At 67.6% G+C, this 18,767-nt stretch carries 22 protein-coding genes; 13 read left to right on the forward strand and 9 right to left on the reverse strand.

Going from position 1 to position 18,767, the window contains the following annotated elements; genetic code table 11:
• The first annotated feature begins 32 nt into the window (after positions 1 to 32).
• The 5 genes from VGN58_RS09345 (at position 33) to pilH (ending at position 3,063) form a co-directional block, all read left to right on the forward strand.
• Entirely contained in the window at positions 33 to 383 is a 351-nt protein-coding gene (locus VGN58_RS09345) for a hypothetical protein (protein WP_327482975.1), read from the forward strand.
• 3 nt (positions 384 to 386) lie between these two features.
• The gene (locus VGN58_RS09350; protein ID WP_327482976.1) at positions 387 to 980 is read left to right on the forward strand and encodes a TIGR00730 family Rossman fold protein; all 594 of its coding nucleotides are present in this window, start codon (positions 387 to 389) and stop codon (positions 978 to 980) included.
• Positions 981 to 1,252: 272 nt separating this feature from the next.
• Positions 1,253 to 1,549: a GIY-YIG nuclease family protein gene (locus VGN58_RS09355; protein ID WP_327482977.1), complete on the forward strand. Its 297-nt coding sequence runs from the start codon at positions 1,253 to 1,255 to the stop codon at positions 1,547 to 1,549.
• A gap of 20 nt (positions 1,550 to 1,569) precedes the next feature.
• Entirely contained in the window at positions 1,570 to 2,568 is a 999-nt protein-coding gene (locus tag VGN58_RS09360; RefSeq protein WP_327482978.1) for a YhdH/YhfP family quinone oxidoreductase, read from the forward strand.
• Between the two features lie 102 nt (positions 2,569 to 2,670).
• The gene (gene pilH, locus VGN58_RS09365) at positions 2,671 to 3,063 is read left to right on the forward strand and encodes a twitching motility response regulator PilH (protein WP_055942820.1); all 393 of its coding nucleotides are present in this window, start codon (positions 2,671 to 2,673) and stop codon (positions 3,061 to 3,063) included.
• A gap of 63 nt (positions 3,064 to 3,126) precedes the next feature.
• Here pilH and cfa read toward each other — a convergent pair whose 3' ends face one another.
• The 3 genes from cfa to VGN58_RS09380 all read right to left on the reverse strand — a co-directional run bounded on the left by cfa (position 3,127) and on the right by VGN58_RS09380 (position 5,471).
• Positions 3,127 to 4,245: a cyclopropane fatty acyl phospholipid synthase gene (cfa, locus tag VGN58_RS09370; RefSeq protein WP_327482979.1), complete on the reverse strand. Its 1,119-nt coding sequence runs from the start codon at positions 4,243 to 4,245 to the stop codon at positions 3,127 to 3,129.
• 8 nt (positions 4,246 to 4,253) lie between these two features.
• On the reverse strand, positions 4,254 to 5,099 hold the full coding sequence (locus VGN58_RS09375; RefSeq protein WP_327484620.1) for a DUF3298 and DUF4163 domain-containing protein: 846 nt from the start codon (positions 5,097 to 5,099) through the stop codon (positions 4,254 to 4,256).
• A 75-nt stretch (positions 5,100 to 5,174) separates the two neighbouring features.
• The gene (locus tag VGN58_RS09380; RefSeq protein ID WP_327482980.1) at positions 5,175 to 5,471 is read right to left on the reverse strand and encodes a GNAT family N-acetyltransferase; all 297 of its coding nucleotides are present in this window, start codon (positions 5,469 to 5,471) and stop codon (positions 5,175 to 5,177) included.
• Between the two features lie 198 nt (positions 5,472 to 5,669).
• On the opposite strand from VGN58_RS09380, the gene VGN58_RS09385 reads away from it, so the two are divergent.
• Positions 5,670 to 5,873, forward strand: a complete 204-nt coding sequence (locus VGN58_RS09385) for a hypothetical protein (protein ID WP_327482981.1) — start codon at positions 5,670 to 5,672, stop codon at positions 5,871 to 5,873.
• A gap of 139 nt (positions 5,874 to 6,012) precedes the next feature.
• Here VGN58_RS09385 and VGN58_RS09390 read toward each other — a convergent pair whose 3' ends face one another.
• From VGN58_RS09390 to VGN58_RS09400, 3 genes are all read right to left on the reverse strand, one after another.
• Positions 6,013 to 6,645, reverse strand: coding sequence for a histone H1-like repetitive region-containing protein (locus VGN58_RS09390; protein WP_327482982.1), 633 nt, complete (start codon positions 6,643 to 6,645; stop codon positions 6,013 to 6,015).
• A gap of 80 nt (positions 6,646 to 6,725) precedes the next feature.
• A complete protein-coding gene (locus tag VGN58_RS09395) occupies positions 6,726 to 7,340 on the reverse strand; it encodes a rhomboid family intramembrane serine protease (RefSeq protein WP_327482983.1) in 615 nt (204 codons plus the stop codon).
• A gap of 9 nt (positions 7,341 to 7,349) precedes the next feature.
• Positions 7,350 to 8,966: an MFS transporter gene (locus VGN58_RS09400; protein ID WP_327482984.1), complete on the reverse strand. Its 1,617-nt coding sequence runs from the start codon at positions 8,964 to 8,966 to the stop codon at positions 7,350 to 7,352.
• A 148-nt stretch (positions 8,967 to 9,114) separates the two neighbouring features.
• Between VGN58_RS09400 and VGN58_RS09405 the strand changes: the two genes are divergently transcribed.
• Positions 9,115 to 10,869, forward strand: a complete 1,755-nt coding sequence (locus VGN58_RS09405) for a M14 family metallopeptidase (RefSeq protein ID WP_327482985.1) — start codon at positions 9,115 to 9,117, stop codon at positions 10,867 to 10,869.
• Between the two features lie 170 nt (positions 10,870 to 11,039).
• Here VGN58_RS09405 and VGN58_RS09410 read toward each other — a convergent pair whose 3' ends face one another.
• Together VGN58_RS09410 and VGN58_RS09415 are read right to left on the reverse strand one after the other, a co-directional pair.
• A complete protein-coding gene (locus VGN58_RS09410) occupies positions 11,040 to 11,792 on the reverse strand; it encodes a glutathione S-transferase family protein (protein WP_327482986.1) in 753 nt (250 codons plus the stop codon).
• A gap of 51 nt (positions 11,793 to 11,843) precedes the next feature.
• A complete protein-coding gene (locus VGN58_RS09415) occupies positions 11,844 to 12,725 on the reverse strand; it encodes a ZIP family metal transporter (protein ID WP_327482987.1) in 882 nt (293 codons plus the stop codon).
• A gap of 258 nt (positions 12,726 to 12,983) precedes the next feature.
• On the opposite strand from VGN58_RS09415, the gene VGN58_RS09420 reads away from it, so the two are divergent.
• From VGN58_RS09420 to dbpA, 4 genes are read left to right on the forward strand one after another with little or no spacing between them, the layout of a single operon-like run.
• On the forward strand, positions 12,984 to 13,766 hold the full coding sequence (locus VGN58_RS09420; protein WP_327482988.1) for a YbaY family lipoprotein: 783 nt from the start codon (positions 12,984 to 12,986) through the stop codon (positions 13,764 to 13,766).
• Positions 13,767 to 13,773: 7 nt separating this feature from the next.
• Positions 13,774 to 14,352, forward strand: coding sequence for a ribonuclease domain-containing protein (locus tag VGN58_RS09425; protein WP_327482989.1), 579 nt, complete (start codon positions 13,774 to 13,776; stop codon positions 14,350 to 14,352).
• The gene (locus VGN58_RS09430) at positions 14,349 to 14,783 is read left to right on the forward strand and encodes a barstar family protein (protein WP_327482990.1); all 435 of its coding nucleotides are present in this window, start codon (positions 14,349 to 14,351) and stop codon (positions 14,781 to 14,783) included. Before VGN58_RS09425 ends, VGN58_RS09430 begins: the two co-directional genes overlap by 4 nt.
• 41 nt (positions 14,784 to 14,824) lie before the next feature.
• On the forward strand, positions 14,825 to 16,201 hold the full coding sequence (gene dbpA, locus VGN58_RS09435) for an ATP-dependent RNA helicase DbpA (RefSeq protein ID WP_327482991.1): 1,377 nt from the start codon (positions 14,825 to 14,827) through the stop codon (positions 16,199 to 16,201).
• 257 nt (positions 16,202 to 16,458) lie between these two features.
• Here dbpA and VGN58_RS09440 read toward each other — a convergent pair whose 3' ends face one another.
• Positions 16,459 to 16,668 (reverse strand): cold-shock protein, encoded by a 210-nt coding sequence (locus VGN58_RS09440; protein WP_296278241.1) that lies wholly within the window; start codon positions 16,666 to 16,668, stop codon positions 16,459 to 16,461.
• Between the two features lie 308 nt (positions 16,669 to 16,976).
• Between VGN58_RS09440 and VGN58_RS09445 the strand changes: the two genes are divergently transcribed.
• Positions 16,977 to 17,534, forward strand: coding sequence for a YaeQ family protein (locus tag VGN58_RS09445; protein ID WP_327482992.1), 558 nt, complete (start codon positions 16,977 to 16,979; stop codon positions 17,532 to 17,534).
• 4 nt (positions 17,535 to 17,538) lie between these two features.
• Positions 17,539 to 18,720: an NAD(P)/FAD-dependent oxidoreductase gene (locus VGN58_RS09450; RefSeq protein ID WP_327482993.1), complete on the forward strand. Its 1,182-nt coding sequence runs from the start codon at positions 17,539 to 17,541 to the stop codon at positions 18,718 to 18,720.
• The last annotated feature ends 47 nt before the right edge of the window (positions 18,721 to 18,767 follow it).

An 18,767-nucleotide genomic window follows, 5' to 3' on the forward strand; every position in this document is an offset into this window, starting at 1 on the left:
CTGCTTCCGGGATTCCACCCTCAGGTGAAACCATGTTCGCCTTGCTGCTTCCCCTGACGATAGCGGGCATCGCCATGACCCCATCCGACCGACACGACGATCCCCACGAGCGGTGCATGCTGGTCAGCGCGGGCATGGAGGTGCGCGAGGCCTGGGCGATCATGCAGCGCGGACCGGACAGCACGCTTAGCGGCCACAGCGCCGCCGGCCCGGAGGGCGATCCGCCTGCCGGCAGTTTCGCCATCGATTTCTGGCACACCACCAACGACCAGGGTATCCGCCGGACCTCCGCGCTGCGCTACCGCGGCGGCACCGTTGAAAGCGTGGAGTGCGGCCGCATCGAATTCCCTGTCGCCACCCCCTCGACCCTGCAGGAAGACTGACCCATGCGTTCCCTCTGCGTCTATTGCGGCTCCAACGCCGGCAACAAGCCCGCCTACGCCGAACGCGCCATCGCGCTCGGCGACCGCATCGCCAAGGAAGGGATGCAACTGGTCTACGGGGGCGGCAATGTCGGACTCATGGGCATCGTCGCCGACGCCGTGCTCGCCGCCGGCGGTGAGGTGATCGGCGTCATTCCCGAGCAACTGGTCAACTGGGAAGTGGCGCACAAGGGCGTGACCAGGCTGGAAGTCGTCGCCAACATGCACGAGCGCAAGAAGCGCATGTTCGACCTGTCCGACGGCTTCGTCGCCCTGCCCGGCGGCTTCGGCACGCTCGACGAGATGTTCGAGATGCTGACCTGGCGCCAGCTGGGCATCGGCGACAAGCCCTGCGCGTTCCTCGATGTGGAAGGCTTCTACACCCCGCTGATGGGCATGATCGACCGCATGGTCGAAGAGCGCTTCCTGCACCCCGAACAGCGCGCCGACCTGTGGCACGGCGATGACCTCGACGCGATGATCGGCTGGATGCGCGCGTACAGCCCGGCGCAGGCGGACAAGTGGATGGATGAGAAGCGGCGCAAGTCGTTGCGTTGAGCCTTCCATCGTTCCAGCGAAGGCTTGGACTCATCTTCCTCTTGCTGTCAGCGGGGCGGCGACCAGAGGCAATGGATTCCAGCGTTCGCTGGAATGACGGTGAGCATGTCCGCTGCGATCGACCAACCTCCGTCGTCCCAGCGAATGCTGGGACCCATCTTGCTTTCAAGACGAACTTGCGGGCGCACCAACGGCTGGTTGCAAATCGTCCGCGAGCGACGAAGCGGGTCTATAGTCTCCTCTCTTGCGTCAACTGGCCAAGGAGAGCCTGCATGCCTAGGGAACGGAGTCCCTGTGTCTACATACTGTCCAGCCGACCGCGCGGCACGCTCTATATCGGCGTCACGTCCGATCTTCCAGGGCGCATCTGGCAGCACAAGCACGATCAAGCCGACGGGTTCACTAAACGCTACGGCGTCCATACGCTTGTCTGGTATGAAGTCCACGATCAAATGGAATCTGCGGTCCTGCGCGAGAAGGCCATCAAGGCATGGAAGCGCCTCTGGAAGATTCAGCTCGTCGAGGCCACAAACTCCATTTGGCGGGATCTCTATCCCGACATTCTTTGAATGAAAGAGGTGCATAGACCATGACCCTGCCTTCCCTCCCCTTCAATGCCTTCCGCATCCACAACGACGACACCGGCTACCGCAGCGGCATCGAAACCATCGCGCTGGATGCGCTGAATCCCGGCGAAGTCGTCATCAGGACGGCCTATTCGTCGGTCAACTACAAGGACGCACTGGCCGGCACCGGCGAAGGCAAGATCCTGCGACGGTTCCCGTTGGTCGGCGGCATCGACGTGGCCGGGCATGTGGTGGCCTCGACGGATCCCGCATTCAAGGAAGGCGATGCGGTGCTGGTCACGGGCTCCGGCCTCAGCGAAACGCGCGACGGTGGCTATGCTGAATACGCGCGGCTCGATGCGAAATGGGTCATTCCCCTGCCCGGCGGACTCAGCCTGCGCGAGAGCATGATCATCGGCACCGCCGGCTTCACCGCCGCGCTCGCGCTGTATCGCATGCGCGAGAACCGGCAGACACCGGATCTCGGCCCGCTCGCCGTCACCGGCGCCACCGGCGGCGTGGGTTCGCTGGCCATCGACATCTTCAGCAAGGCGGGTTTCGAGGTGCATGCCATCAGCGGCAAGCCCGAGAACACGCACTACCTCAAGTCCATCGGTGCCAGCGACGTCCTCGGCCGCGACGCACTGGCGACCTCGCGGCCGATGGAGTCGGCACGCTTCGGTGGCGGGCTCGACAATGTCGGCGGATCGATGCTGTCCAGCCTGCTGGCGCAGACCTCTCCCTACGGCAATGTCGCCAGCGCAGGCCTCGCCGCCAGCGCCGACCTACCCATAACTGTGATGCCCTTCATAATTCGAGGGGTTTCCCTGCTCGGCGTGGCCTCCGCCGGCACCGCGCGCGACATCCGCGAACAGGTCTGGCAGCACTTGGCCAGCGACTGGAAGCCGCGGCATCTCGAGACCATCTGCACCCGGGAAACCACGCTGGACGGCCTACCGGAGGTCTTCCGCACCATGCTGGACGGGCATTCGTTCGGACGCACGCTGGTGCGAATGGGATGAACGGCACAGGCGGCGCGACAGGCGTCGTCCGTTGGCCTCCCAGCCCATTGTGTTGTCACCGACAACGTCTAAAATCGACGGCGGGGAACACTGGGGATATCCATGGCAAAGATTCTGATCGTCGACGATTCGCCGTCGCAGCTGCTGGGCATCCAGCGCATCGTCGAGAAACTGGGGCACGAATCCATCACCGCCGAGGACGGCGCAGCGGGCGTGGAAGTCGCCAAGCGCGAACTGCCCGACATGGTGCTGATGGATGTGGTGATGCCGAACCTCAACGGGTTCCAGGCCACCCGCACGCTGAGCCGCGAGGCCACCACCAAGCACATCCCGGTGATCCTGGTGACCACCAAGGATCAGGACACCGACCGCATGTGGGGCCTGCGCCAAGGTGCGAAGGCCTACCTGACCAAGCCGTTCTCCGAGGACGAACTGGCCGAGGTGATCGAGCGCATCTTCAACGCGCGCGAGCTGCCTTCCGCACCGTCGGCCTGACGCGCGGAATCGATGCACCGACGAAGAGCAGGCTGCGGCCTGCTCTTTTCGTTTGCGCGACCGTCAGCGTGGCGCGACGTAGCCGCCCGGCACGCCGCGTGGAGACAGCACCAGTTGCCACAGGTGCGAACGGCGGCTGCGGAAGGTCGCCATCGAGGCCGCCAAGTAGAACCGCCACATCCGCCGGAAGCGCTGGTCGTAACGCGGATCCAGCATGTCCCAGGCGGCTTCGATGTTGCCGCGCCATGCCTGCAGCGTCAGGTCGTAGTCGGCGCCGAAGTTGTGCCAGTCCTCAAGCACGAACCGCCCCTCGGCGGCGTGCGTGATCTGCGCCGCCGAGGGCAGCATGGAGTTGGGGAAGATGTAGTGCGCGATCCAGGGATCGGTGCGATTCACCGAGCGGCTGCCGCCGATGGTATGCAGCAGGAACAGGCCGTCGGCGGGCAGGCAGCGCCGTACCACGTCGAAATAGTCCGCGTAGTTCTTCACGCCGACATGCTCGAACATGCCCAGCGAGAACGCCGCGTCGAAGGGTTCGTCCAGGTCGCGGTAATCCTGCTCGCGGATATCGATCGGCAGGCCGGCGCACAGCCGGCGCGCGTAATCGGCCTGCTCCCGCGAAATGGTGACGCCGACGCCCGTGACGCCGTAGTGGTCGGCGGCGAACTTCAGCGCTTCGCCCCAGCCACAGCCGATGTCCAGAACCTTCATGCCGGGCTGCAGGCGGAGCTTGCGGCAGACCAGCTCGAGCTTGGCTTCCTGCGCGGCATCCAGGTTGCCGGCGTCCCGCCAGTAGCCGCAGCTGTAGACCAGCCGCCGGCCCAGCATGGCGGCGTAGAGATCGTTGCCCAGATCGTAGTGGCGCCGGCCGACCTCGCGGCTGCGGTTGGGGGTCTGCAGATTGCTCAGGCGCGCGCGCAGCGCATCGAAGAGCTCGCCCGCACCGTGCACGCGATCGTCCACGTGCGCCGCGAGCAGGTGGAACAGCAACCCGTCCAGCGACACGGCGTCCCACCAGCCATCCATGTAGCTCTCGCCCAGGCCGAGCGAGCCCTGTCCCAGCACGCGCGCGTGGAAGCGCGGGTTGTGGATCTGGATATCCCAGGGACGATCGCCCCCGATCCGCACGTCCGCTCCGGCCAACAGGTCTGCGATCCTGCGCTCGAAGCGGGCATGCGGCATGGCGGCGCTCAGCGGGCGAACAGCTCCGCGTACGCCGGGGCGACGTGCGGCAGCAACAGCGCAGACGGTACGTCGACCGTCTGCGTGCCATCGGCATACGGGCCCACCTGGTACGGCGGGAACACGAAGCGCAGCGCGGTGATGCGCCCCGAGGCGTCCAGGACCGGGACGAACTCGCTGAAGTTGCCGACCTCCGGCTCGGTCCCCTCGTCGATCATCCGGAACGTGCTCTTGATGAGCGCGGCACGGTCGGTCGGCGGCAGTTCGTCCTCGTCCGCCCGGTTCACCACGGCGGTATGCAGTTGCTCGCGCACGTAGTCGCTGACAGCCTGCCAGCCCTTGGCATCGGGCATCAGCGCGTCGGCGGTCAGGCGGGCATTCTGTTGCGGCAGCCAGACGAAGCGCGCGATCAACGGCTGGCCGTGCGCACCGCCGGTGTAGCGGCTACCGTCGGCCGCCACGGCCACGATCTCCGGCGTGTCCACCACCTGCTCGAAGGCGAGCGACAACTCGTACGGCGCCGTCGGCTTGTCGTTGCCGAAGGCCTCAACGGCCTCCATCAGCTCGGCGCGCTGGGCCTGGGCGTAGTCCGACAGCACCCTGGCCAGGCCCGGATGCCGATTGACCGTCGCGGGGTAGCTGATGCCCACCACGTAGCGCTCGTTGGTCTCGATGACATCCTTCAACTCGACCGGGGCCTCGACCGGGGCCTCGACCGGGGTCCCCGGCGGGGCCACGGTGGCCGGCGGACCGCCGGTCGCCGCCGGTGGCGAGGCGGGCTCGCGCTTGCAGCCGGCCAGGACGGACAGGGTGATCAGGACGAGACCGGCGTAGCGGGTCGCGTGGCGGGGCATGGTGGGGGACAGCACGTTCGGGCTCCTTCCGCATGTGATGGCCTTCATTCTAGGCCGTGCCACCGCCGTCCTCCATCACGCCGCATCCACCAGGTCGGCATACTCCGGATGCCGCTGCACATACGCGGCGGAATAGGAACAGGCAGGCACGACCCGCCACCCCTGGCTGCGTGCGTGGTCCAGTGCGGCGCGCACCAGGAGCGCGGCCACGCCGCGGCCGCCGATCGCCTCCGGCACGCCCGTGTGGTCGATGACCATGCGTCCGTTCCGGAGCGAGTAAAGGAGCTCGGCCTCGTGGCCATCCAGGCGGACGGAAAAACGATGGGCGGCCGGGTCGTGATGGAGGTAGAGCGAGGGCGAGTCGTGGGTCATGACAGCTCCGTGGTAGGGGACACCCCGACAGTGTGACGCAATGCCCGGCTGTCCTTGTGGCAGAACTGGACGCAGCGCGTCACATTCACGCTTGTGAAAACCGGGCCGCTCTTCCCCACTGTGATGCCGATCCCATTTCGAAAGTTGGCACGATTACTGCGTCGTACGGCATATAGACCAGCATCTCGGAGTTCCACCATGAGCCTGATCGACGCACTGCCCGATGTCTCCAACGCCAGCGACTTCACCCTGCTCGAAGGCCTGTACCAGCTCACCGTCACCGGCCACACCGATGCGTGGGAGTTCGAGAAGCTCAACAACGCGGTGTACGAGCGCCTGATGTCGACCTACTCCGGCAGCGAGCATGCCGGCGTCCACGCCGTGCATTCCTTGGTGGACTGAGACGCACCGCCTCCATCGGGTACTCCGGCGCGGCGCAGGGGTCCGCCTTCGGGTGTGACTGCCGCGCCGGAGTCCCGTCCCACCTGCACGCTCTGTGCAGGCAGAACGGAATCCCTCCTCCCTCGATCAACGGCGTGCGCTACTCGCCACGATGATCGCGCTTGCCCTGATTGCGTCGATCCTGGGTGCCGGAACTGCCCTGGATCGCTTTCAGGCGACTTTCGGCGGCATGCAGTTCGTTCGCCTTGGCCGCCGCTTCGTTCGACACGAAACCCGCGCCCGACGCACCCGGCTGCCCGTTCTGGTCAAGCTGCTGCCAGGGTGCGGGCTGGCGGTCGTGTTCGTGCTTCTGTTCCAGCAGCGTGCGCGCGGTAGCCAATGCCTGCGCCGGGGTGATCTTTCGCGAAGCACGTTTGCGCGGTGCCGCCTTCTTTGCGGGCGCCTTGCGCACCGTAGTGCGCGTTGCGACGGCCTTCTTCGTTGCTGGCCGCTTCGTCGCGACCTTCTTCACCGCCTTCGTCACGGTTTGGTCAGCAGTTGCTTCCTTCACGACCGCCTTGCGCACCGTCGTCTTCTTCGCGGCCTTCCTGGCGGTCTTGCCTGAGGCGGCCTTCTGGACCGCTTTCTTCGCCACGCGCTTGCTGGCCGGCGCCTTCTTCGCGGGTTTCTTTACCGCCTTCCGGGCCGCACCCGTTCCGGCTGCCGTCTTCTTCACGGCCTTCTCGACTGCCTTCTTGGTGGCCTTCTTGACTGCTGCCTTGCGGGTCGCCATGCGCTGCTCCAGGGAATGGACACGACGCAGGGTTAGCACGGTCTACCTTCAAGGCAGGTGAGCAACACTGCAAGAACGGCTTAACCGAAGCTCGGGCGTGACAGTTCCTGCAGGAAGTGCCCGACCACGCCGGTGTCCATCACCACCAGGAACAACACGCCATAGGCCGCCCCCGCCAGATGCGCGCCATGGTTGATGTTGTCGCCGCCGCGCTTGTCCATCCAGATGCTGTAGGCGATGTACAGCACGGCGAACACGATGGCCGGCATCGGGATGAAGAACACGCCGATCGTGGCCCACGGCGCCAGCAGGATGAAGGCGAACAATACCGCCGACACCGCGCCGGACGCGCCGAGGCTGCGGTAGTTGGGGTCCTTCTGGTGCTTGAGGTAGGTCGGCAGGATCGACACCACCAGCGCCGATAGGTAGAACAGCGGGAAGACCCATGGCCCGTGCTGCGCCGCCATCCAGGCCTCGATCTGGCGACCGAAGAAGAACAGCGTGAACATGTTGAAGAACAGGTGCCAGAAATCCGCGTGGATGAAACCGTACGCGACCAGCCGGTCGTACTGGCGATGGCGGTCGATCGCCGGCGGCCACAGGATCAGCCGCATCAGCAGCGACGGCGTGCGGAAGGCGATCAGGCTGACGACGCAGGTCGCCGCGATGATCAGCAGGGTGATGGGGGCGCCCATGCGTCGTCCTCAGGCCGCCGTGCGGTAGTTGTCCTGCATCGGATAGGTCCGGGCGTACAGCGCGAACGCCAAGGCGGCCACGAAGGCGAAGCCAGCGAAGAAGAACATCAGGAAGGCGTTCTCCGTCCAGCCCTGCGCCTGGATCCAGCCGATTACCGCCGGATCCCGGACGCTGGCGTTGGTCAGCAGCACCCACAGGCCACCGAAGGTGCTGGTGAGATACCAGAACGCCATGATCACGCCCTTCATCGCCATCGGTGCCTGGCTGTAGGCGAACTCCAGCGCGGTCGCCGACACCAGCACCTCGCCGAAGGTCAGCAGCAGGTAGGGCAGCGTCTGCCAGGCCAGCGAGACCTGCTCGCCGTCGTCCATCTGCAGCTGCAGCATGCCCGCGACGATCCAAGACAGCGCGGAGATGGCGATGCCCCACCCCATCCGCCGCAGCGCGGTGACGTTGAAGCCCATCTTGCGCAGCGCCGGGTATAGCACCAGGTTGTTGAACGGGATCAGCAGCATCACCATCAGCGGGTTCAGCGCCTGCATCTGCGTAGCGTCCTTCACCAGCCAACTCGGCCACCACCACAGGTCGTGCGGAATCACCATCGCCTTGCCCTGGATGACCCAGGTCGACGCCTTCTGGTCGAACAGCGACCAGAACGGGGTGACCAGCGCGAACACGATCAGGATGCGCAGCACCGAGCGCACGCCTTCGATGGCGGCATCCGGGTGCAGGCCGCGCGCCCGCTCCAGTTGCAGCGAGGCGCCGAAGCCGACGCCGGCGATGATCGCGCCCAGCGCAAGGCAGGCGGTGATGACGAAGCCCCACGCCTCGGGCCAGATCGTGACGCCGGCGAACTTGAGCGCCCACAGCGCCAGCATGGCCACCGCGCCCACCATGCCGACGGCGGCGACCAGCGTACCGCCGCCGACGCCCCGGCCCAGCAGCGCGCTGCGAACGATGTTCAGGAACGAATCCGGATCGTTGCCGCGCGACGGCGGCACGTTGACGTACTGCTTGCGGCCCAGCCAGAAGATGAAGGTGGCGATGAACATCAGGATCCCGGGAATGCCGAACGCCCACGCCGGGCCCCAGCTGCGCAGCACCAGCGGCATCAGCAGCGAGGCGAAGAACGACCCGAAATTGATGATCCAGTAGAACGCATCGAAGACCACCTTCGCCTTGCTCTTGTTGGTCTGGTCGAACTGGTCGCCGCAGAACGTCACCACCAGCGGCTTGATGCCGCCCGACCCCAGCGCGATCAGGAACAGCCCCGTGTAGAAGCCAGTGGCATTGCTCTCGAACAAGGCCAGGCAGGCGTGGCCGGCGCAGTAGATCAGCGAGAACCACAGGACGGTGTTGTACTTGCCGAAATAGCGGTCCGACAGCCAGCCGCCGAGCAGCGGGAAGAAGTACACGCCGATGACGAAGCTGTGGAAAAGATCCTTCGCGGCGCCCTCGCGCGCGGCCTGGTCCGGCAGGTAGGCCAGCAGGACCGAACTGATCAGGAACGGCACCAGGATGTTGCGCATCCCGTAGAAGCTGAACCGCTCGCAGGCCTCGTTGCCGATGATGTAGGGGATCTGGCGGGGCATGCGGCCCTGGCTGGCTTCTGCGGTCGTGCTCATCCGATCTTCCGGTGAAAAAGTCCCGGAAGGTTACCGTATCCGCCCGCGCAGGGTCGAACCGCCGGAAGCCCGCACGCAGGCGGTCGGGGACTGGGACTGACCGCGATTGCCGGGCATCATGCGCCCCTGCCCTGTTCAGGAACTCCCCATGCTGCGTCCGCTCTGCGCCTCCCTCCTGCTGGCCCTGGCATCGGCGGCGAACGCCCAGTCCGCATTGATCACCGTCGCCGAGCGATCCGGCTTCAACGAGACCGGTCGCTACGGGGAAGTCACCGCGCTGTGCGATGCCTTCGCGCGCCAGTATCCGAAGGCGGTCCGCTGCACCACGTTCGGCACCACACCGGAAGGACGTCCGATGAAGGCGCTCATCGCGTCCACCAGCGGCGCGCTCACGCCCGAGCAGGCGCAGCGACGCGGCCTGCCGGTGGTGCTGATCCAGGGCGGCATCCACGCCGGCGAAATCGATGGCAAGGACGCAGGCTTCCTCGCCCTGCGCGAGGTGCTGGAAGGCAAGACGGCCACCGGCGCACTCGACAACCTGGTGTGGGTGTTCGTGCCGGTGTTCAACGTCGACGGCCACGAACGCTTCGGCGCCTGGAACCGCCCCAACCAGCGTGGCCCGAAGGAAATGGGCTGGCGCACCACCGCGCAGAACTACAACCTCAACCGCGACTACCTGAAAGCCGACACGCCCGAGATGCAGGCGATGCTGCAGCTCGTGCAGCGCTGGGATCCGCTGGTGACCGTGGACCTGCACGCCACCAACGGCGCGCAGTTCGAGCACGACATCTCGATCCAGGTCGAGCCCGTGCATGCCGGCGATGCCGACTTGCGCAAGGCCGGCCTGGCATTGCGCACCGGCGTGATCGACGACCTGGCGAAGCAGGGTTCGCTGCCCCTGCCCTACTATCCGTCGTTCGTCGTGAGCGACGACCCGACCTCGGGGTTCGAGGACAGCGTGCCGCCGCCGCGCTTCTCGCACGGCTACTTCCTGCTGCGCAACCGCATCGCCATGCTGGTGGAAACGCATTCGTGGAAGGAATATCCGGTGCGCGTGCGCATCACCCGCAATACGGTGGTATCCGTACTGGAACGCGTCGCACGCGACGGCGCGGGCTGGCTGGCGGCGGCGAAGCAGGCCGATGTCGCCGCAGCCGCGCTGGGCCGTCAGCAGGAGCCACTGACGTATGTCGCGGCGCCGACCGCGCGCACGGTGGATTTCCGCGGCTACGCCTACACGCGAACGACATCGGATGTCTCCGGCGCCCTGATGACGCGCTACGACGAGAAGACGCCGCAGATCTGGAAGGTGCCACTGAAGGACGACATCCGCCCTGGTGTGGTCGTCGAGGCGCCCGGTGCCGGCTATCTGGTGCCCGCCGCCGACGCCTCATGGGTGGCGGCTGTACTGAGGACGCATGGCGTGGACTACCGCCTGCTCGGCAAACCGTGGCAGGACGAAGCGGACGCCTTCCGCGCCAGCAAGCGCAGCTTCGGCAGCGGATCGGTGGAGAGCCACCAGCGCCTGACCGTGGAAGGGGACTGGCGGCGCGAGACACGCGGCGTGCCAACCGGGTCGCTGTTCGTGCCGATCGCGCAGGCGAAATCGCGCCTGGTGATGGCATTGCTGGAACCGCTGGCACCGGATTCGCTGCTGGCGTGGGGGCGGTTCAACAACGCCTTCGAACGCAAGGAGTACATGGAGGACTATGTCGCCGAGAGCGTGGCGCGCGAGATGCTGCGCGATCCGGCGGTGAAGGCGGAGTTCGAGCAGAAGCTGCGCGAGGACAAGGCGTTCGCGGCGGATCCGAATGCGCGGCTCGAGTTCTTCTACCGCCGCCATCCTTCGTGGGATGAGCGTTATCAGCTGTATCCCGTGCTGCGCGTGGATACGGCGCCCTGATCATCCCCCGTAGGAGCGACGTGAGTCGCGACCGCAAGCCTAACCTCCACGCGTAAAGCCGATGGTTCTCCTTCCGGGCGCGCTGCGGCGCGTTCTTGCCACTGCACGGTGTACTGCTATCGGGGCGCGGTCGCGACTCACGTCGCTCCTACAGAAGCGCAGAAGCGCGATCAGCCCGGGCGCCGCACGCCGTAGCGCGGCGCGGCAGTTCCATACGTGGTGTCGGTGAGCGGCGCGCCGATCGCGGCCAGCGCGGCGCGTTGCTCCGGCAGCGGTGTACGCAGGGTTCCATCCTCATAGCGCGCCAGCGTCTGGAATGCAGGCAAGGCCCATGCGCGTTCGAGCAGGCCCGCCATGCGCGGCCAGCGCGCCGCATCCACCTGGTAGCGCACGAACACGGCATTGCGGAAGAACGCTGCGATGCTGATGTCGGCGATGGACAGCTCGCCGAAGATCCATCCCTGTTCCGGCAGCTGCGCCTCCAGGTAGTCCAGCGCGGCCGGCAGTTCCTCCTCGCGCGCCCTGCGCACCACGTCTTCGTCGGTTGGCTCGTTGAACAGGAACCGGCGCACCCCCTTCTGGAAGAACATGCGCCAGACGATGACGTCGCCCAGCTGCGAATCGCTGTATTCCTCCAGCCAGCGCGCCTGCGCACGCCGCACCGGATCGGTCGGATACAGCGGGATATCGGGGAAGCGGTCCTGCAGGTATTCGCAGATGACGGTGGAATCGTTGAGCACCAGATCGCCGTCGAGCAGCACCGGGATGCGCCGGAGCGGACTGAGCCGGCCGAACGCCTCGTTGCCCACGAACGGGGCGATCGGATCGATCCGGTACGGGATGCCTTTCAGTTCCAGGCACACCAGCACCTTGCGCACGTAAGGCGACAGGTAGTTGCCGATGATCGTCAGCGGTTCGGTCATGTGCGGGCTCCAGGGCGACCCGGTGCAGCGTGCGCATGCCGCGCGCGGGGGTCAACCCAGCGCGGTATCCAGCGCCATCATCAGGCAGAAGCCGACTGCCAGGCCCAGTGATGCCGTGGCCCCGTTGCCATGCCGGTTGGACTCGGGAATCACGCTGTGACTGACGGCGATCAGCATGGCACCGGCGGCGAACGCCAGACCCCAGGGCAACAGCAGCGACGACACGGCCACCGCCCACGCACTGAGCAGCGCCGCGACCGGTTCGGCCACGCCCGACAGCGCGCCGATGAAAACCGCCTTGCTGCGCGCCATGCCCGCGCTGGCCAGGATCAGGGCGACGACCAGGCCTTCCGGAATGTCCTGCAGCGAGATGCCCATCGCCAGGCCTTCCGCCCCGCGCAGCCCGCCGCCGGCCGCCACCCCCACGGCCATGCCTTCGGGCACGTTGTGCAGCACGATGGCGAGCACGAACAGCACCACGCGCGACGGTACCAGGTCGCGGTTGGCGTCGCGCGGATCGTCCACCACACCCCGGTCCAGCGCCAGCAGGGCGAACGCACCCAGCAACACCCCTGCACTGACCAGGCCGGCGGCGCCCCACGCCGAATATCCCGCGCGGCCTGCGGCGTCCAGCCCGGGCAACACCAGCGAGAATGCCGTCGCCGCCAGCATCACGCCGGCACCGAAGCCCAGCAGGCCGTCCGCCAGCCGTTGATGCAGATGCTTCACTACCCACACCGGCATCGCGCCGAGGGCGGTCGCCAGGGCGCACAGGGCTCCCCCGCGCATCGCGCGCCGAAGGCCATCGGCATCGTCCACCGGAACGGTCGCCACCAGCCACAACGCCACACCGAAGATCGCCAGCGTGGCCACGGCATACGGCCACGCCGACAGCGTGCGCGTCTGGGCGAACGGGTGCAGCACACGGTTCATGCCGTCGTACTCCTCGCACCTGGCGATGGCGTCGGTCCCGATACTAGTCGGCCACGTGCGCCGGCGCCCATCGCAAAACTGAATCGTCGCGATGGGCGCCGTCCATCGCGTGCTGCGTGCCTGCTGCCGACGTGGCGATCCTGCTACCGGACTCCTGCCTTCGCATCCGAGCCCGACGCGCGACGCTCCGCGCGTTGACGAACCATTACGTCCGCCACCGCTAAGCTGGCGGCCCGCCACCGCCACCAGGAGCGCGCGATGTTCCGTCCCCTGCTGACCACCGCCTGCCTGCTCGCACTGGCGGGCTGCCAGTCCCCGGCCACCGCGCCGACGCCGGATCCGCCCTCCACTGCGGAATCGCGCGTCCCGGCCGCGATCCAGGGCCGTGCGCTTTACATGGAACGGATCGCGCCGCCGCCCGGCGCGGTCCTGAGCGTGCAGCTGGTGGACCACCAGTTGGCCGACACGCCGGCAGCCGTCGTGGCCCGCGCCGACTTCGCCGGGCTCAACGGTCCTCCCTTCGTCTTCACCCTGCCCTACGACCCGGCCAAGCTGCGACCGAACGGACAGTACGGCCTGCATGCCGGCCTGCGCGACGCGCAGGGCACACTCTGGTTCGTCACCGACACCCGGGTGCCGGCGACACCCGGCTCGACGGCGCCGGTCGAGTTCCGCATGGTGCGCGCCGGCGCGGATCCGGCGGCGCCTGTGACGGGCACGCCCTGGGAGCAGGCCAAGGCCCGCGGCAGCGTGTTCCGCGGCATCGGCACCGAGCCGGGCTGGTCGGTGGAGGTCGGCGGCGGCGCGACGCCACGTCTGTGGGGCGATCTGGACTACGGCGAGCGCCGCATCGAGGTGGCCCGCGCCACCCGGACGGCGGACGGCTACGTCGGCAGCACCGCCGATGGCCAGGCGGTATCGCTGACCACGGCGCGCGAAGCCTGCAGCGACGGCATGAGCGACACCACGTATCCGGCGTCGGCCATCCTGACGGTGGCCGGCACGGCCTACCGCGGTTGCGGCCGCTTCCTGGCGGAATGAGGCAGGCATGACCCGACGTTCCCGCGCCCGCCGCCAGAGCCGCCAACGCCTGCCGCTGTTCGCCTTCATCGCGTTGCTCGTGCTCGCCGCCGGTGGCTGGTGGTGGTCGCAGCGCGACGAGTCTCCCACCGCACCGGTCGCCACCCGTGACCAGGGGCCCGACCCCGGACACACCAGTGCGGTCCTGGCGTTGCCGCCGGTGGAGCAGACGCGACCCGGCGCGCTGGCCGGCGAGGTGCCCGACGTCGCGCCGACGACCCCGCGTGCGGCGCCGTCGCCCGCGCCCGCCACGGCCACACTGCCCGCCTTCCTGCCCGCCGAAGCGCGGGACACGCTGGCGCTGATCGCGCGCGGCGGACCGTTCCCGCACCGCCAGGACGGCAGCGTCTTCCAGAATCGCGAGGGACGGCTGCCGCGGCAATCGCGCGGTTACTACCGCGAGTACACCGTCGAGACACCGGGATTGGACCATCGCGGCGAGCGGCGCATCGTCACCGGCGGGCAGCCGCCGCGCGAGTACTACTACACCGACGACCACTACGAGAGCTTCCGCCGGTTCGAGCTGGACCGCGGAGCCACGCCATGAGCGAATCCGGTTTCGATCCCGGCCTGGCCGATCCCGCCCGCGCAGGCGTCTTCTTCGTCACCGAGGACGATCTGGACCCGTTGGCCGCCGTCGGTCGCGATGCCGGCCTGCTGGCGCGTCGCATCGACCTGTCCGGCTGCGACAGCAAGTCCGCCCTGCTGCTTCGCATCGCCACGGTGCTCGACTTCCCGCAGACCTCGGGCCGCAACTGGGATGCGCTGTCGGACAGCCTGCGCGACCTGTCGTGGCTGGACGCGCCGGGCTACGTGCTGTTGTTCGAGCAGGCGCACGACCTGCGCGACCGCGCCGAGGCGGACTTCGATACGCTGCTGGACATCCTGGACGAGGTCTCGCAGTTCTGGACCGCGAACGAGGTTCCGTTCTGGTCGTTCATCGCCCTGCCGGAAGCAGACTTTCCCGACCTGCAGTAGCGCGTCCCGGCGGTGGCCGCGCCGATCTGCGAAAATGCCGCATGATCGATTTCACCTCGCTTCCGCTGGCGCCCGGCCTGCAGCAGGGCGTCCAGGCGCTCGGCTACACCCGTCCCACTCCCATCCAGGCCCGCAGCCTGCCCGCCATCCTCGACGGCCGCGACGTGATTGCGCAGGCGCCGACCGGCAGCGGCAAGACGGCGGCCTTCGGACTCGGCCTGCTGCACCGGCTGGAGGTCGCCAGCGTGCGCACCCAGGCCCTGGTGCTGTGCCCCACCCGTGAACTGGCGGACCAGGTGGCGCAGCAACTGCGCAAGCTGGCGCTCGGCCTTCCCAACCTGAAGGTCTTGACCCTCTGCGGCGGCATGCCGCTGGAGCCGCAGCTGCGCTCGCTGGAAGCGCACGACCCGCATGTCGTGGTCGGCACGCCCGGCCGCATCCAGGAACTGCTGCGCAAGAAGGCGCTGCACCTGGGCGGCGTGCGCACGCTGGTGCTGGACGAAGCGGACCGCATGCTCGACATGGGCTTCGAGGAACCGATCCGCGAGATCACCGGCAAGACGCCGAGGGATCGCCAGAGCCTGCTGTTTTCCGCCACCTTCACCGAGGCCATCCGCGAGATCGCCCGCAGCACCCTGCGCGATCCGCTGGAGGTCACGGTGGATGCGCCGCAGGAACAGGCGACGATCGAACAGCGCTTCGTGCGGGTGGAGCCGGACCGCAAGCAGATCGCCCTGGCCGGCCTGCTGGCGCAGCACGGCGTGGAGTCGTGCGTGGTGTTCTGCAACATGCGCAAGGACGTGGACGAAGTGGCCGGCTCGCTGCAGCACTTCGGCTTCTCCGCCCTGGCCCTGCATGGCGACATGGAACAGCGCGACCGTGACGAAGTGCTGGTGCGCTTCGCCAATCGCAGCTGCAACGTACTGGTCGCCAGCGACGTGGCCGCGCGCGGACTGGACATCGAAGACCTGGCACTGGTCGTCAACTACGACATGCCCAGCGACGCCGACACCTACGTGCACCGTATCGGCCGTACCGGCCGCGCCGGTCGCGACGGACTGGCGATCAGCCTGTGCACGCCGCGCGAACTGCCGCGCGCCACCATGATCGAAGAACGCCTGGGCGCGCCCCTGCTGTGGGACCGCCACGTGCCGACCGCCCCCAAGGCGCATGCCGCGCCGCCCGCCGCGATGACCACCCTGCGCATCGACGCCGGCAAGACCGACAAGCTGCGCCCGGGCGACGTGCTGGGCGCGCTGACCGGCGACGCCGGCCTGCCGGCGTCGGCGATCGGCAGGATCAACGTCTTCCCGACGCGTACCTACGTGGCGGTCGCGCGCGACAAGGCCGCCGCCGCGCTGTCCCGGCTCAACGCCGGCAAGATCAAGGGCCGCAGCTTCCGGGTGCGGAAACTCTGAGGCACGCCCACGCTGTAGGAGCGACGTGAGTCGCGACCGCACGGCGTGAGTGGCCGCCCCCAACCCTGCCGTACCGCGAATTATGCGCGGACCAGCCACGGCTGCCATCGGCCACCGTCTGGAATGATTGGGTTGCAATGGCTTTCCCGGTCGGCGGTCGCGACTCACGTCGCTCCTACAACAGCGTTGACCCCACAAACAAAAACGCCGGCGCTTGCGCACCGGCGTTTTCTTGAACCGTCGGGTTCAGCGCTGGATTACAGCGGCTGCACCTGGTCGGCCTGCATGCCCTTCTGGCCCTGCACGGCGACGAAGGAGACCGACTGGCCTTCCTTCAGCGACTTGAAGCCATTGCCCTGGATCGAGCGGAAGTGCACGAACAGGTCGGGGCCGCTCTGCGGGGTGATGAAGCCGAAGCCCTTGGCGTCGTTGAACCACTTGACGGTACCGGTCTGACGATCAGACATCTTTACTAACTCCTGAAACATGGATGAAAGGACCACAACCCCGGCATATGACCGGGACGGGACTGGGTTTGCAGGCGTTGGTAAAGCGGGAAGATGTAGCAGATGTATCTACCGCATCAGGCTCACGATTCACGGTGACCCTGGCAAGCACAGTGGCGGCACTCTACCGGGGTTTTCAGGTAAAAGCGAATCCTCGTTGCCGTCAAGCTGAACAGGGAGGTCCGGCCGCCCTGTCGGGCGCTGTCGCACGGGCATGGGACACCAGCGTCCCGGGCGTATGATGGCGCCCCTTCCGCCGAACCCCTGCCATGGCCCTCAAGTCCACCGTCGTCAAAGCCGAACTGCAGATCAGCGACATGGACCGGCACTACTACGGCGCCCATGGCCTGACCCTGGCCCAGCACCCCTCGGAAACCGACGAGCGGCTGATGGTCCGCCTGATCGCCTTCGCCCTGCATGCCGACGAGCGCCTGGAATTCGGCAAGGGTCTGAGCAACGAGGAAGAGCCCGACCTGTGGCGCAAGGACTACACCGGCCTGATCGAGCAGTGGATCGACCTGGGCCAGCCCGACGAATCCCGCATCCGCAAGGCCTGCGGTCGGTCCGGCGAGGTCATCGTGGTCAACTATGGCGGCCGCGCGGCCGACCTGTGGTGGGACCGGAATGCCGCGCTGCTCGCCCGCCACCGCAACCTGACCGTGCTCGACATCGCCCCGGCTTCGGTGGAGGCGCTCACCGCCCTGATGGTGCGCAGCATGCGCTTCAGCGTGATGATCCAGGATGGCGAAATGCAGTGGATGACCGACGACCAGGCGATCGCCATCACCCCGTCGGTCCGCCAGGCGGGTCTCGCCCGCGCCGCCTGACCGCATGCTGCCGACCCACGACGTGCTGGTCATCGGCGGTGGTGCCGCCGGCCTGATGACCGCCCTGACCGCCGGCCAGCGCGGCCTGCGCGTGCTGGTGGTCGAGCACGCCAACAAGGTGGGCAAGAAGATCCTGATGTCCGGCGGCGGACGCTGCAACTTCACCAACACCGGCACCACGCCGGCGAACTTCCTGTCGGCCAATCCGCATTTCTGCAAGTCGGCGCTGGCGCGCTACACGCCGGCGGACTTCATCGGACTGGTCGAACGACACCGCATCGCCTACCACGAGAAGGAACTCGGCCAGCTGTTCTGCGACGTGTCGTCCAAGCTCATCGTCAAGCTGCTGGTCGACGAATGCCTGGCCGCCGGCGTGCGCATCGAGACCGCTTGCCGCGTGGTGCGCGTCGAACACGCGGATGGCGTATTCCGGCTGGAGACCACACTGGGCCGTTTCGCCGCGCCTTCGCTGGTCGTCGCCACCGGCGGCCTGTCGATCCCGAGCATGGGCGCGACCGGCTTCGGCTACGATCTGGCGAAGCAGTTCGGTCACGACGTGTTGCCGACCCGCGCCGGCCTGGTGCCGCTGACGCTGAGCGGCAAGCACCAGGAGCGGCTGGCGGACCTCAGTGGCGTGGCCCTGCCGGTCGAGGCGCGCTGCGGCAAGGCGCGCTTCCGCAACTTCATGCTGCTGACCCATCGCGGGGTCAGCGGGCCGTCGATCCTGCAGATCTCGTCGTACTGGCAGCCCGGCGACGACCTGCGCCTGGACCTGCTGCCCGACCGTGACGCGCTGGACTGGCTGCAGGCGCAGCAGAAGCAGCGCCCCGATGCGGAACTGAAGACGGTGCTGTCCGACGCGCTGCCGCGCCGCTTCGCGCAGCGACTGTGCGAGGTCTGGCTGCCGAACCGGCCGATGAAGCAGTTCAATCCCCCGCAGTTGAAGGAAGCGGCGGCGCTGCTCTCGGACTGGCCGCTGGTTGCCAGCGGCACCGAGGGCTACCGCACGGCCGAGGTGACGCTGGGCGGTGTGGACACCGACGGCGTATCCAGCAGCACGATGATGTCGAAACAGCTGCCCGGCCTGTTCTTCGTGGGCGAAGTCCTCGACGTCACGGGCTGGCTGGGCGGTTACAACTTCCAGTGGGCCTGGGCCTCCGGCCACGCGGCGGGCATGGCGGCCTGACGCACTGCGGCGTTCCCGACGCGGCGGCCTTTGCTAGTCTCGCGGAA

Source organism: Pseudoxanthomonas sp. (genome assembly GCF_035999195.1).
GTDB lineage: Bacteria > Pseudomonadota > Gammaproteobacteria > Xanthomonadales > Xanthomonadaceae > Pseudoxanthomonas_A.